Raw genomic sequence first — 14,083 nt, 5'->3', positions numbered from 1 at the left:
CCACTCCGAGGCACTCCGCATACAAATAGGACACCTGCTCCAATTATAGACAAGTGTGCATCCTATTAAGTCACTAAAAGCGCCCCAAAATCAAAATGAGTGGCTAAGCGATTGCAAATATCTCTATTGGGAGGGGATATAGATTGAGCATTTTAGCGAGAAGATTTAATTTCAATTATTTACCTATTTGCTATTCCGTGCTTCTCGTGCCACTGGCTTCCTGTTCCTCATTTAAAGCAAAAACTGTCTTCAGAAGCAATAGTTCCGCCGGTCCATCTTCCTTTCAGATTGAGAATATTTCTCTCGAACTGAGTGCATCAGATATTATTCAGGCAAGATGCGCTGGCTGCCACGGCACTGACAGCCAAGGCTTTGGTGATATCAAAAACATTACCAGTCTGGCTTTTTTAAGAGAAAGAAATTTGATTGTTCCTGGGGACTCTGAAAATTCCCCTCTCGTACGAATGTTGAAATCAGGTTACATGCCAAAAGGCCAAATCATGCCAGCCGAAGAACAACAAATCATTTCGGCTTGGATCCAAGCCGGGGCGAATGAGATCCCTCTCAGCCTAAAGCTGACAGAAAAAAGAAGTTCGGCAGAAGTATTCAATCTCATTCAAAAGGACATCTCGGAAATAAAAGGACAGCAGATTGATTTGACAAGTCAGAGATATATTAATTTTTCTTATCTCAACCAAGATAAAATTACGGTCAGCGAAACCAGGCAACTGCGGTTAGCATTGTCAAAAATATTGAACAGCTTATCATGGGGAGACAAAATTTTTGCACCGGTCTCAATCAGTGAGTCAAATTTGATTTTTCGTATAGATCTTTCAAAGCTTCAGTGGACCCAGGTTACCTGGGGCGCCATTGCAGCAGCCTATCCCTATGCGAGAACTCCATCTAGCTCCGCAGAAGCTCTCCAAGGTCAAGAAATTGCCGCCGAGCTTGGAACTTCTGTCCCTATCGTGAGAGGAGATTGGCTCCTCAAGGCTCTCAGCGAACCCGAATTGTATTATAGGGTTTTACAAATTCCGCTTGAAATCGCAGATCTTGAGTTTGCTCTGGGCGTGGACGTGACGAGAAATTTAAACGAAAGAAACGTCGCTCGAGTCGGCATTAGAAATTCCTTTGTTTCAGCCAACAACCGATTGATTGAACGCCACCCAACTCGATTTGGAGCTTACTGGAAGAGCTATGATTTTGCCACAACCAGCGGGCGTGCCAGTATTTTCGATTTTCCCGTGGGTCCCATAGCTCTCAATATGAATTTTTTTGAACCAGAGACGTTTATTCAAGATGGCGGTGAGATCATCTTCAATCTGCCAAATGGTCTGCAGGCTTATGTTATCGTAGATGGCAGGGGTCGCCGGATTGACGTTGCTCCCGTCACTGTCGTACAGGACCCGCTGCGAATTCAACATGAAGTTGTGAATGGCATTTCCTGTATCTCCTGCCACGCTCAGGGCATGAACCGTAACGTCGACTCGGTACGGGCTTCCGTATCGGAAAACCCAAGCCTATTTCGTCAAGATACGTTTGCGGCTGTAAATTCTATGCACAAACTAAATTCTGAAATGAATGAAATATTTGATCTGGACGATGCTCGCTTTCAAGCGGCCTTATTGGCTATTGGCGGAGAACAAGTCGTTGGAGAGCCCATCATTCCGGTCTATTACAGATACCAATCACAGTTGTCCATTGATGACCTCGCTCGCGAGCTGGGTCTGACAACTTTAGAATTAAATGAAAAATCGAATTTAAAGCCCGCTCTTAAATCCCTCATTGATTCAATTTCGGAAAATGGCCTAATTACAAGAAGAAATTTTGAACTTAAGTTTAGCGAAATTGGCGATCAATTATAAAGAGAAATGGAACGCCGATGGTTTTTTTTGAAAAATCGCAGAGATTGACCTTTCTCTAAGTCCAAAAAAAATATCTAGTCTCCCAACCTCTCCCTGTCGTCAGGTTTGATGCCAGTTTTTAAGTAATCTTGAGCGGGTCTCCGCCAGGAGGCAGATATGACAGGATTACTGGAAATCAAACGAAGAACCTTCTTATCAAATGTTACCAAAAGGGCTTGAATGCAACTCTCTACTGTCAACTGAGGAAATGGCCTCTCCAACAGAACCAATTCCTGCCCTCTTCTGATTAAACCCTCGCTCAATACCTGATAAAACCAACCCGTCTTTGACTTCTCTTGGGTCAATCGAGCCAAGCCATCGATCCCAAACTGATGATTTATTGTCGCACAGGGTTTTCGTGGCTCTGTGACCGCGAGCCGGACATTTCCGATCTCATACACATCACCAATGCACACATTTGATTCGTCAATTCCTCGGGTGGATAGATTTTCCCCCATAGATCCTTCTCTAAATTCGTTGCCGCTATATACTTCCCTAAAGAATTCATAGTGTTCGCTCGGGAAGTGATGAATCACTCTTTTGCTTCCACCATGATGAATCTGATTTGCGACCCCATCGCCATCAATGCGATCGAAAAAAACTGTTAATAGGTCTACTTCTGCCTTATTAATCGCAGTAAAGATCTCTGGCTTGTGATTTAAAAAACTCGGTTGCCCCCTATACAGATTTAAGACTATATATTTCATAAGAAAATTTCCTTCGAAGGAGAGATGTAATTCATCAGATTTAATTCAAATATTCCTTATCTGTATATCAGCTATTTTTTGACGTCTATTTTCTTTTTTCCAACTTCTGACAACACTCGACCGATTCGTTATGCGGCGCGGATCTTAAAAAATTGGATTAGTTAATTGGAGCACTTTTAGATATGCTCGGTTGGAAATGAAAAAACAACTTGAATGCCCTAAATGCAAATCAGAAAACATCTACCAGGACGGCAATTTTTGGATTTGCCCGGAATGCTCTCATGAGTGGAGCTCCTTTGTAGCTTCAAATAAACCAAATGAAGAGGAATCTCCTTTGCAATTGACCAAAGACGCCAACGGACATGTCTTAACCTCGGGAGATTCTGTAGTTGTCGTCAAAGATCTAAAGATCAAGGGCTCCTCTTCCATTTTAAAGGCGGGCACAAAGGTAAAAAATATTCGAATTATCGATGCAGTCGACGATCACGACATTGCTTGTAAAATTGATGGAATCGGGGCGATCAATTTAAAATCTTCATTTGTAAAAAAGGTTTAACGACATTCGCTGCTCTCATTGCTTCTTTGTTACTGAACTACTATGAGCCAACTTCGTGGGGGAGGACTGTCACTTATGGCTTCAAATCAAAGCAACATCGCGCAAATTCTATTGAATAAGAAATATTGGATGATTCACTTCCTATTTGTGACGATTATAAGCGTCGCTGGGTTGATCTATCTCGGGGGCGCGACCTACTCCGCCGCTCCTCCGTTGGCAGATTTTGTTTCCGCCCAAAACGAAACCATCATTTCGGAGCAAGAAATTCACCGCGGACAGCAAGTCTTCCTTCGTCGCGGGCTAATGAATTATGGCACCTTTTGGGGAGATGGCTCCGAACGCGGGCCTGACTTTACAGCTGATTCACTTCATCAGAAGTTTCTCGCAATGCGAGAGTTTTACGAAAAGCAGGCCTCGAGTGAAATGCTGAGCCAAAATGACAAGGACTCTATCGGCCTCCGGGTAAAGCGAGAGCTTCGAACTAATGGTTGGAATGAAGGAAGTCGAAAAATACTTATCAATGAAGCTCAAATTTATGCCTACCAATCCGTGAAGAGCCATTATTCGAAAGTCTTTGGTGATCCAAGCTACAAAAATCATATTCGTCTTGGCCATGTCTTAACTTCAAATGACATCGCAAATCTTTCAGCCTTTGTATTTTGGGGCGCTTGGGTAGCCGTCACCAATCGACCTGGAGAAAATTACAGTTACACTCACAATTGGCCTTATGACCCAGAAGTTGGAAACGTCGCAACTACCGACACCTACCTATGGAGCGTGATCTCAATTCTTGTTTTGTTTTTTGGCATCATGCTGGTCCTGTATGTTTATGGTCAAATAAAAGTGATCTTCCCCGATCCGTTTGCGGATTCGACGAAGGGAAAGTGTCTCACAACAGATGATCTTGAAAGGAACATTGTGTATCCAACTCAACGATCAACCTATAAGTTCTTTGCCCTCGCGATGATACTTTTCGGATTTCAGATCCTGGCCGGAATTATATGTGCCACTGATTTCGTTCGTCCCTTTGGAATTTATCTCGGCGATCTCATCCCGTTTTCAGTGTCTCGAAGTTACCATACTCTTTTCCAGATTTTCTGGTTCTTCATGTGCTGGGTAGGCTACACTATCTTTTTCCTTCCTCGGCTGGCTCGGGTACCTCGCGGTCAAAGGCTGCTTATCAACCTTCTTTTTTGCATGTGTGTTTTGGTCGGATTTGGGGCTCTCGTGGGTATCTACTTGGGTCAGACGGGAATTATTTCAGGAGACTTAGCATATTGGGTTGGCAGCCAAGGATGGGAGTTCATGGAGCTCGGTCGCTTGTTCCAAATAATACTTCTTTTGGCGTTTGCTCTCTGGATTTTCATTATTTATAGAGCGGTGAAGCCATGGTTGACAAAGAAAAACCTCTGGTCCGTTCCCGCTTGGTTGCTTTATGGCAGCGGTGTCATGGTGTTTTTTCTTTTCTTTGGACTCATGGTTCTTCCGGAGACAAATTTTGCAGTGGCAGATTATTGGCGTTGGATGGTCGTTCACATGTGGGTGGAGGTGACATTTGAAGTATTTACGACAGTTATTGTTGCCTACCTTCTGGTGCAAATGGGCTTTATTGATAGAGTGATGGCTGAAAGAGCCATCTTTCTCGCAGTCATGATGTTTTTATTTACAGCAACAATTGGGGTCGCCCACAATTTCTACTGGATTGCAAAGCCGACAGGAATTATTGCGCTCGGTAGCGTTTTCTCAACTTTGCAAGTTCTCCCTTTGCTTCTTCTCACTCTCGATGCCTGGGGAATGCGACAAAAGGGCAAACAAGCGGATCATCTCCAGCTCGGCGGCAAACAATCCATCGTCATGAACGAGATTTGGCTTTTTATCCTCGCCGTAAATTTCTGGAATATTTTTGCGGCTGGCGTTTTTGGTTCACTGATCAATCTTCCAATCGTCAACTATTTTGAGCACGCGACGTATCTTACAAATAACCATGCACATGGCGCCATGTTTGGCGTGAAGGGAAATATAGCCCTATGTGGAATGCTTTTTTGTTGCCAACATCTTTTTCCGAAGACCCAATGGAATGGAAAGCTCATTCGAGTTTCCTTTTGGTCATTGAATATTGGGGTCGCCATGATGATGTTCCTCGATCTGTTCCCTGTTGGAGTCTATCAACTGATCGCTGTATTGGAAAAGGGACTTTGGTACGCTCGCTCTGCCGAACTCGTGCAAGGAACAGTTTTCAAAACACTGACGTATTGCCGATCTTTTGGTGGTATGGTATTTGTTTTTGGTGGGCTATTACCCCTTCTTTGGTTTATCCTTTCAAGAGGAGCCAGGCTACTGCCAGAGACGAAGGTCGTTGAAAAGGATTGGCCACAATATGAAGCGGGATGGGCCAACCAAAACACAAGCTCCAAGAATTAAGCTCCAGCACGGCCGTCGGGGCGAAATCTTGGAAGGATAGAAGAATGAAATTAATTGTTTTTGCCTTGATGGCTATTAGCGCTCGTAGCTCGTGGGGACATGGCGAAAGTCAGCCTGGACCTCACGGCGGGTTTATTCGTATGCCGGGAGCCTTTCATTCTGAAATTCTCCCAATTGGAGACGGTCAGTTTAAGGTTTTCCTTTTGGATATTGATTGGAAGAATCCCTTGGTTAAGAATTCCCTTCTGGAACTCAATCACTTCGAAAAGAAGAAAGTCAAAGCAACATGTGAGCCAAGTGAAGAGCTTTATTTTATTTGTTCCTTTCCGAAAAATTTAGATGTTACAAAAAAGGGCGCTCTTCTTCTCTTAAGCCAACGAGATGGGCAAAAAGGTCAGGAAGTCTCATATCAATTGCCTCTAAAACATGAGGCGGCAAATAGTGGTCACAAGGGACACTGAGAACAGTAAAAATTTGAAATGGTGACTTGATTTCAAGTCGTGTAAAAACGTCAAATACAAGATTTTGGCTCGATGAGCTTTGTCATTCGATACTTTCTTGCTAGTCTTTTTGACAAGCTTGTTCAAATTGACCAAGTCAACACATCATTTTGGGGGGTTTTGGCGTGCACATTTTTTTGAGTCTTCTGGCTTTCTCTGTTATTTTCTCGGCCCAGGCAACTAGAAAGGAAACAACCAAGAAAACGCTCATCTCGTGCTGGCAGGACGAGGGTGACCAGTGGGTTGAAGTGGGTATCACCGCCGAGAATGGCTCTCGTCTATTGGCATTGATTGTGAATCATGACGACGATGATAACTCAGCAAAGCTTAATTCGGCTTATGAGGTCACGGAGTCTGCCGATAAAAACTTGTATCAAGACTCATCTCAAACTTTTAGGCTTCGCATTTCCAGAAGTGATCAATCGATTACTGGTGACTTGAGTGTTCTGAAAGATGGACCCGGCGGGCTCAGCCTTAGAAACCTGACTTGCTTGGAGAATGATTCAATCACTCACCAATAAATTCCTCACTTAAGTATTAAAATCGATACCCCAAGCCAGCTCCTAAGATCAAATTTCTTTCGATTTCAAAACCTGATGAGAGAGAAAAAAGAGAACTTCCCTCCAACGATAATAGCCAATGCGGGTTAAACCAATATCTGGTTCCTAAAATAAATTGTCCGTAAATATATTCGCTTTTGCTCACCGTAAACAAAATTTTTCCTGTGTCTTTTTCGCTCAGCTCCAGAGGATCGTTGGTTACATGAACAATTCTCATCGTCGTGTACGGCTCCCATGACTCGGCGAGATAGCTCGCAATGATGTCCCCATAGACGTGACTTCCACCCAAAGAAGTTCCGGTGCCCAAAGCCAAAGCCAGTGAAAGCCCATCATTTTTGCCATTGATGACAGCATATTTACCGCGAATACCAATGCTCAACGATTCCCATTGAAGTCCCCAATCCAAGCGATCCGTCAATCCATAATTCCACTTCAGAACGTAGCCCGCCTGTCCGTATCCACCTATTAATTCATGATGAGAGTGACCTACCGTCCGAGCCGTTTCATGGCTTACCAAGGGCCCTACCGCACACCCCCAACACAAAGACAAAACAAAGGGAGGTAAAAAAAACAGTATCTTGCTCATGCATATTTCCTTTCCTATTTACAAAAGTGATTTGAATACTGACTACCTATTCTTCAAAGATCATTATTTGGACAAAGGATGGGTGAACAATGGATCACAAAGCTTATAAACTGGATTTGATTTATGGGAAGCATTTAATTTTTCTTTTTTTTCTTTTTAGTTCCTGTTTGCCATTTACTAGTCAGGCAAAGATGGAATACGTAAACTTAGAGAATCCAACTGGACCCCAATTAAGAATTTCTCGTTTGATTATGGGAACGGATCATTTGGGCAAGATTCCACATGAACAAGCAGTGGCTGTGTTAAACGAGGCCGTTGCTCAAGGTATCAACATGTTTGATACGGCACCAATTTACGTTAACTCCATTGAGGACCAGCTTGGACAGTGGCTGAAAGCGCAAAATAGGGATGATCTTTATGTTATTACAAAAGGGGGATTTCCATTTGATATTGGGCCGGGAAGTTATGAGAGCCGCCTAAAAGGAAATAGGGACCAAATCGTATCAAATGTGAAAGAAGAAATTGAAGGGTCCTCGCAACGCTTAAATGGACGTATTTCCATTTACCTTATGCACCGAGACGACCTTGATTTTTCAAATTATAACAAAATCAATCGGCAGTTCACTCCAGCACGAAATATATTGGAGGCTCTCAGTCACCCTGACATCAAAGAGAAATTTATGATGTTGGGGCTTTCAAATTGGTTGCCCGAAAGAATTGAAGAGGCTCGACATGCAGCCCTCGAAAATCCCCAGTTAGTGATGCCTGTTGTCAGCAGTCCCTATTTTTCGATACTGGAGATGAGTTCGGTCACGATCCATTCGGGCGGAGTTCAGGTTTATCACCGAGAGATGATGAATCCTGAGTTTCAAAAGGGAATCAAAATGATGACCTACTCTCCGCTAGGAGGCTTTTCAATTTTCTCAAAAACCTGGAAAGAAGCCAAATCCCACGCGCTAAACTTAAAAAATCAGGGTGATCGGTACTGGGGACATGTCTACGACTCTCTCTTTCACGACTCCAATGAAGCCAGGTTTCGGCGGGTGATTGAATTCACTGATGGATTTAACCTCGCACACAAATCAAACTACACTCCAGACCAGGTGGCTAACGCTTATGTGCTCGCTCACCAAAGAGCTGACTTTTTGATCATCGGCCCCCGAACTTTGGACCAGCTGAAGCGCACAGTTTCAGCTCTGGAATTTTCTAAATTGCTGACTCAAGATGATTTGGATTTTCTCTATGATAATTCTAAAACTCCGGAATTTCAAAAGTAGAAAGTAGAAAGTAAGCAATTGGACTGAAGGTCCAGAAGGCGCAAGGGAACCCAATTGCAAATCAGACTCTTGGGCGCTAACATATTCCTATGTTTTGGAAGTGGATTTGTCTCCTGCTTTTACTCTTCCTCTTGTTTGTGATGCCCTATCAAGCTTCTCCAGCATATATAGCCTCTGATGAGGTTGATCCATACAACACCTATCAATGGAACAGGGATTCTGCACAATCGGGATCTCGCCGCCCTGACACTGGGAGCTGGTACGAGTGGTGGTACTATAAAGTCATCGATCCGGCGACCAGTGAGGCATTTTTATTTACGTATGGGGTGATAAACCCATGGGATGTGCAAGGAGGTCGCTCCTTCCTTCAATTTGGGTCTTTTGGAGAAATGTCTTTCTACCAACAAAATTTTCCCTTATCTGATTTTTCAGCACAATATGACAAAGTTCGCGTTGATATCTCAAATAATAGAGCAACCGACCGTTTCATATCGGGAGAAGTTACCGACAAAAATGGCAGGAGAATTCGCTGGAATTTGGAATTTGAAAAGGACTGGGCTTTTAATGCGATGGGATGGGGTCTCCAGGTGGCGGGCATTTCTGGAATTTACTGGTATCCCGCACAAGCTTCCGCTTACGCAAGCGGATGGATCGAAATCGATAAAAGACGAATCTATTTGGAACGCGCTCCCTCTTATCAAGATCGCAACTGGGGTCGCACATTTCCAAAATGGTGGGCGTGGTTGGTGTCTAATCATTTTGATGGCTCTCCAGGAACGGTCCTCGCGGCGGGCGGAGGAAAACCGAAGATTTTTAATTCCTTCTATTGGCTAACAGGTTTGTGCGTTGGCCTTCGGCACAAGGAGCGGGAATACATCTTTCGCAGCACCGATGGTCACCGGGTGAAGTTCGATATTCACTGGGGTCGCTGGGAGCTCACCGCCGAGAATAATAAAGGTGAACGCATTGAAATATCAGCCTCAGCCCCTTCGGACAAATTCTTGCTCTTGCCCTTTCAGACTCCTCAGGGCTCCCTGTTCTATGATTACGAAGCGCTTCTCGGAAACATTCAGGTAAAGCTCTATAAGCGCACTGCCTTTATTAAGGGCTGGAAAAAAATAGCTGAGGTCTCTACTTCGGCTGGTGGTATAGAGTGGGGATCTCCTGACCCAATTCCACCTCAAAGCCTCGAGTTTCAGTTCGATTCTCATCTTGACCCCAATTTATAGATGACGAACCTTGTGTCGAAAAATTGTTCTTAGTTGGTAGTCTTAGGTGATAAAGATAAAAACTATTCGGTTGCTTTTGCCTTGTAGGGACCATTTAAGAGTCCTTGGCTATTGCTAAAAAAAAGCACATGGCTCGCTTGTTCAGATACCTCATGCGCACGATCCGTGCTTGAATTGACGACCTGATTAACCACCGCATTTACTAGCAAGTCAGCCAATCCTCCTCCACCGGATGAAGAGGACTCAGTTGCAGTCGCGCGACCTTCCCAAAGAACTTCGCCCGACTTTGCGGAAACGAGTTTACCCGAGACAGTCACAGTCGTTTGACTGCTCAAGAGAACAAACTTTGTACCGTACTGCTCTAAATTCAGGTAAAGAACGGCATCAGGATTGATAATTTCTCGAATTTTTTTCAGTGAAGCCTGATGCATTTCATTGGCAGACGGAAGGCCATTTTCCTTCATCATCTGATCGATTACAGCAACAGGATAAACGTAGTATCCCTTTTCAGCCACTGGCATCGTAACCGTTGATAAATAACTATAGGTTCCCTGAATATCTGTGCTCTGATTTGTAGGAGGCAATATCAGAATCGAATGAGGCTTGGCCGCTCGAAATTTTTCATAGTTGTAAGGGATGTGGGTTGCACAGCCAGCAAGTACAAACAGGCTTCCAATGACCGACAACAATATCTTTATATTGAATCCTGTCTGAGAAAGCATTTTCAATTTCTTCTGATACTTCATTCAACAAGGTTCCTACTTCAATTTTTTCAAAAACCGATCCATAAGCACGGCAGACTCAGGAAAATTTCCCTTTTCTGTTTCAAAATACTGTCGAGCCTCACCTGCTTTTCCAAGTTGTAAATATTGATAGCCCAAATGAGCGTAAAATCCTGGTGGTAAAGGTTTGTTTTTGCTTTTTGCCCTTTGAATATCAGCCTGCATTTTTTCAATCTGATATTCTTGTGTCGCCTTTCCAGGCTCATGGTATTGAGCATAGATAAGGTCCTCGTAATCACCCCAGTAATAGATCGACTGGCTCGCGCATCCACCTACAAAAATGGATGCAACCAAAACCAAAGAAACCCTAAAAAAAGAGATCAAAGGAAAAAATACCTTGTTTGCTTTGTGTGCCTTGTGTGCGTGCATTTTCACTATTTTGTTACGGTCCATTTCTTCTGTTCAAGACCTTCAACAAGACGATCGACAGCTTCACGCATGGCAAGGTCTAACACCTTTCCATTGAGGGTAGAGTCATAAGCAGCAGTTCCGCCAAAACCAAATACCTCCCTGTTGCTCAGAACATATTCACCTGAACCGGAAGCTGAAAACACGACCTCTGAAGTTGCCACATCCACCACATTCAAAGTGATTTTCGAATATGCTGCTTGCTTTTTACCACTGCCTACGATTCCAAACAGTTGGCGATCGCCGATCTCTTTACGACCAAACTCCGTAACATCACCCGTGATCGTAAAATCTGCTCCCTTTATTTTTTGCTTTTTTCCAGAAAGCTTTGCTTCCCCAGAATTTTCTTCCATATTGTCACGATCAAGAACGCTAAAACGTCCAGTTCGTTGTAGGTGCGCAATCAAAACTGTTTTGGCCTGACTTGAAAGGCGATCTGGTCCATCAGTGAAAACCCCTCTCATAAAGCCTGATCGATTATCAAATTTACCCACTACAACAGGATGCTTTTCGCCCAGATAACTAGAAGCTGTGTTAGCAGATCCAGATTGCTCAACCTTTACTGCCTGATGAGATTCTGTGGCGCAACTCATCAAAATGGCCCCAAAAATAGCTGAAAAAGTAACTGATGAAACAATGGATAATAGACGCATAAGAACTTCCTTTCACTTTTTATGCTTTGTGTCTTTAGCAGATCAGCGAGGAAGATACTATCAATAAACGAGGGCCCAATGAGGGCTAAGCATGACGCGATACAATATAAATGACCTTTAAAATGCATTATTTTAGAATTGGGCTAGTTTTTACCCCTTATTTATTTTATCGATTTCCTCACAGGATATCTGCAAGATCTGCATGGAGGTTTTATTTCAATGAATGAAGACAAAAATGGGGGCCTTTTTCTATTTGCAGGACTTGGGGTCTCCCTCGGTTTTTTTGTGTACATACTTTTCATTCAAAAACTTCCCCATCCTGACGTACCCGGTAGCGATCCTGCAAAAGTTCAAAATAAGGAAACTTCCTCTCCCGTGCCCGAAAATATTTGGGTGGCGACGCCTGAGCTCATCGTGAAGGGGAAAGCCCTTTATGAAACCTATTGCAGCGTTTGCCACGGTGATATGGGAAAGGGAGACGGCCCTGGCGGGATGAGTCTCAATCCAAAACCTCGAGACTTTACTTCGCCTGCAAATTGGAAAAATGGGCCAAGCCCCTTTGCCATTATGAATACCCTCAAAAAGGGAATCCCAGGGTCTGCGATGGTGGCTTTTGATCTTCCCGAATTAGACCAATGGGCTTTGGTTCATTATGTTAGAGATTTGGCTGGAACTGCTGTCGCAACTCTACCCACACAAAGCGAAATCGATGCTTTCAAGGCGGGAAAATAAGAGTGCGGGTTATTATATTTTCAATTCTTTTATTTGGACAGACAGCAGGGGCGAACCACCAAGCCCAGGCGCCCAAAGAACATGCAAATGTTAAAGCCGCTCAGACGGAAGGCATTGGAATCAAGGAAAAGCTCGGTGCACAACTCGATCTTTCTCTGAGTTTCCAAGATGAAAATGGTACCACAGTTCCTCTTTCAAAGTTCTTTGACGGAAGAATTCCAGTGGTGTTGAATTTTGTCTATTACGGCTGCCCCAACCTTTGTAATTTCTTTTTGAATGGTTTTTTCGATGTTTTAAAATTGAGCAAATGGACTCCTGGTAAGGAGTTTCGGGTTGTGACAATCAGCATTGATCCCAACGAAACTGCAGACTTGGCAGCTGAGAAAAAGCAAAGCCATCTGGAACAGCTCAAAAAGCCCGGGGCAGAATCTGGACTTCATTTTCTTGTAGGTAGCGCTGAGAATACACAGCGCTTGGCTGAGCAAGCTGGCTTCGGCTATCGATTTGAGAAATCTACGGGTGAGTGGGCTCACGCCTCGGCCGTCATTATCGTAACACCACAGGGAGAAATATCGAGATACCTTCATGGCGTTGCGTTTGCAGAGAACACTTTTCGTTTGTCATTGGTAGAAGCCGCAAAGGGCAAGATTGGATCACTGACAGAACAGGTCATGCTTTTCTGTTTTAAATTCGACCCCACTGCGGGTAAATATTCTTTCTATGCATATAATTTTATGAGAGTTGCTGCGATCTTGACCATACTTGCCTTGGCGGCAGTCTTGATTCCAGCTTGGCGTAAGAACTGGAAGCACCAAGGAGCAAGCTGACATGAGATCCTTTTTGCCACCGCAGGCCTCGACCTTTGCAGGTCAATGGGACCTGCTTTACGATAGTTTATTGTTAGTGAGCTTTTTGGGCGGAGCGATTTTGATCGTGGCAATGCTCTATTTCATTGTCAAATACCGGCGCCGAACGGACACGGACAAAACGGCCTACATTAGCCATAATTACTATTTGGAGTTTCTTTGGACCTTCATCCCCTTGTTGGTTTTTTTGGGCGTCTTCGCCTGGGGTGCCTATGTCTATTATCTCCAGCGGAAGGTTCCAGAAAACGCGATAGAAATTGGTGTCACAGGATGGCAGTGGCGTTGGGATTTTCAGTACAAATCGGGAAAGAAAACAACGAACGAATTGGTCGTTCCCATCAACACCCCCGTCAAGCTTGTGATGACAAGTGGCGACGTCATCCATAGTTTATTTATTCCATCCTTCAGAACCAAGCAGGATGCAGTGCCTGGCATGTACACAATGCTTTGGTTTGAAGCCAATCAACTCGGAACATTTCAAATATTTTGCACTGAGTTTTGTGGCCTCCAGCATTCAAATATGTTAGCCAAGTTGAAGGTGCTGCCGCAAAATGAGTTCAACGAGTGGCTCTCTCTTTCAGACAGCGGTCAGGGAAAAGCAGGCGACAGTCCGGCTCAGCGGGGAAGCGCCTTGTATCAGTCAAAGGCCTGCAGCGCGTGTCACAGCCTTGACGGAAAAACTGTCATTGGTCCAAGCTTCAAAGAAATTTTTGGAAAAACGGAGCTGTTGTCTGATGGGAGTAGCGCACTTGTTGACGAAAATTATATTCGTGAATCCATTTTGAATCCTAACGCTAAGGTGGTCAAAGGGTTTACTCCTGGGCAAATGCCGCCCTTCCAAGGGCAATTGACAGATGACGAGATAACGGACCTAATCGAATTTATTAAGACAGTGAAGTAAG

Annotated in this window: 15 protein-coding genes; 10 read left to right on the top strand and 5 right to left on the bottom strand. The window is 44.0% G+C overall.

Annotated features, from left to right (window positions below):
- The first annotated feature begins 143 nt into the window (after positions 1 to 143).
- Positions 144 to 1,865, top strand: coding sequence for a hypothetical protein (locus IPL83_18180; protein MBK9041049.1), 1,722 nt, complete (start codon positions 144 to 146; stop codon positions 1,863 to 1,865).
- Between the two features lie 74 nt (positions 1,866 to 1,939).
- On the opposite strand, the gene IPL83_18175 is transcribed toward IPL83_18180, so the two are convergent.
- Complete coding sequence (locus tag IPL83_18175; protein MBK9041048.1) at positions 1,940 to 2,611, bottom strand: MOSC domain-containing protein; 672 nt, start codon at positions 2,609 to 2,611, stop codon at positions 1,940 to 1,942.
- Between the two features lie 196 nt (positions 2,612 to 2,807).
- Between IPL83_18175 and IPL83_18170 the strand changes: the two genes are divergently transcribed.
- The 4 genes from IPL83_18170 (at position 2,808) to IPL83_18155 (ending at position 6,609) form a co-directional block, all read left to right on the top strand.
- Positions 2,808 to 3,167: an alkylphosphonate utilization protein gene (locus IPL83_18170; protein MBK9041047.1), complete on the top strand. Its 360-nt coding sequence runs from the start codon at positions 2,808 to 2,810 to the stop codon at positions 3,165 to 3,167.
- A 75-nt stretch (positions 3,168 to 3,242) separates the two neighbouring features.
- Entirely contained in the window at positions 3,243 to 5,588 is a 2,346-nt protein-coding gene (locus IPL83_18165; GenBank protein ID MBK9041046.1) for a cbb3-type cytochrome c oxidase subunit I, read from the top strand.
- A gap of 44 nt (positions 5,589 to 5,632) precedes the next feature.
- Positions 5,633 to 6,049 carry a hypothetical protein gene (locus IPL83_18160; GenBank protein MBK9041045.1) on the top strand — a complete coding sequence of 139 codons (417 nt, stop codon included), beginning with the start codon at positions 5,633 to 5,635 and terminating at the stop codon, positions 6,047 to 6,049.
- Between the two features lie 164 nt (positions 6,050 to 6,213).
- Positions 6,214 to 6,609 (top strand): hypothetical protein, encoded by a 396-nt coding sequence (locus tag IPL83_18155; protein MBK9041044.1) that lies wholly within the window; start codon positions 6,214 to 6,216, stop codon positions 6,607 to 6,609.
- Between the two features lie 16 nt (positions 6,610 to 6,625).
- Here IPL83_18155 and IPL83_18150 read toward each other — a convergent pair whose 3' ends face one another.
- A complete protein-coding gene (locus IPL83_18150; protein ID MBK9041043.1) occupies positions 6,626 to 7,234 on the bottom strand; it encodes a hypothetical protein in 609 nt (202 codons plus the stop codon).
- Between the two features lie 89 nt (positions 7,235 to 7,323).
- On the opposite strand from IPL83_18150, the gene IPL83_18145 reads away from it, so the two are divergent.
- The gene (locus IPL83_18145) at positions 7,324 to 8,511 is read left to right on the top strand and encodes an aldo/keto reductase (protein MBK9041042.1); all 1,188 of its coding nucleotides are present in this window, start codon (positions 7,324 to 7,326) and stop codon (positions 8,509 to 8,511) included.
- A gap of 89 nt (positions 8,512 to 8,600) precedes the next feature.
- On the top strand, positions 8,601 to 9,740 hold the full coding sequence (locus IPL83_18140) for a hypothetical protein (protein ID MBK9041041.1): 1,140 nt from the start codon (positions 8,601 to 8,603) through the stop codon (positions 9,738 to 9,740).
- Between the two features lie 62 nt (positions 9,741 to 9,802).
- Here IPL83_18140 and IPL83_18135 read toward each other — a convergent pair whose 3' ends face one another.
- From IPL83_18135 to IPL83_18125, 3 genes are read right to left on the bottom strand one after another with little or no spacing between them, the layout of a single operon-like run.
- Positions 9,803 to 10,486 (bottom strand): DUF799 family lipoprotein, encoded by a 684-nt coding sequence (locus IPL83_18135; GenBank protein MBK9041040.1) that lies wholly within the window; start codon positions 10,484 to 10,486, stop codon positions 9,803 to 9,805.
- Between the two features lie 12 nt (positions 10,487 to 10,498).
- Positions 10,499 to 10,891: a DUF4810 domain-containing protein gene (locus IPL83_18130; protein ID MBK9041039.1), complete on the bottom strand. Its 393-nt coding sequence runs from the start codon at positions 10,889 to 10,891 to the stop codon at positions 10,499 to 10,501.
- A gap of 5 nt (positions 10,892 to 10,896) precedes the next feature.
- Positions 10,897 to 11,583, bottom strand: coding sequence for a CsgG/HfaB family protein (locus tag IPL83_18125; GenBank protein ID MBK9041038.1), 687 nt, complete (start codon positions 11,581 to 11,583; stop codon positions 10,897 to 10,899).
- Positions 11,584 to 11,802: 219 nt separating this feature from the next.
- Here IPL83_18125 and IPL83_18120 point away from each other — a divergent pair, with 219 nt between their 5' ends.
- The 3 genes from IPL83_18120 to coxB are packed head-to-tail and all read left to right on the top strand — an operon-like array spanning position 11,803 to position 14,082.
- On the top strand, positions 11,803 to 12,315 hold the full coding sequence (locus tag IPL83_18120; protein ID MBK9041037.1) for a cytochrome c: 513 nt from the start codon (positions 11,803 to 11,805) through the stop codon (positions 12,313 to 12,315).
- 2 nt (positions 12,316 to 12,317) lie between these two features.
- Positions 12,318 to 13,142, top strand: coding sequence for an SCO family protein (locus tag IPL83_18115; GenBank protein ID MBK9041036.1), 825 nt, complete (start codon positions 12,318 to 12,320; stop codon positions 13,140 to 13,142).
- Between the two features lies 1 nt (position 13,143).
- The gene (gene coxB / locus IPL83_18110; GenBank protein ID MBK9041035.1) at positions 13,144 to 14,082 is read left to right on the top strand and encodes a cytochrome c oxidase subunit II; all 939 of its coding nucleotides are present in this window, start codon (positions 13,144 to 13,146) and stop codon (positions 14,080 to 14,082) included.
- Position 14,083 lies beyond the last annotated feature (1 nt).

Source organism: Bdellovibrionales bacterium, from assembly GCA_016716765.1.
Taxonomy (GTDB): Bacteria; Bdellovibrionota; Bdellovibrionia; order Bdellovibrionales; family UBA1609; genus JADJVA01.
Note: the sequence above shows the minus strand (reverse complement) of the source record. Positions and strands in the feature narration are given on the sequence as shown.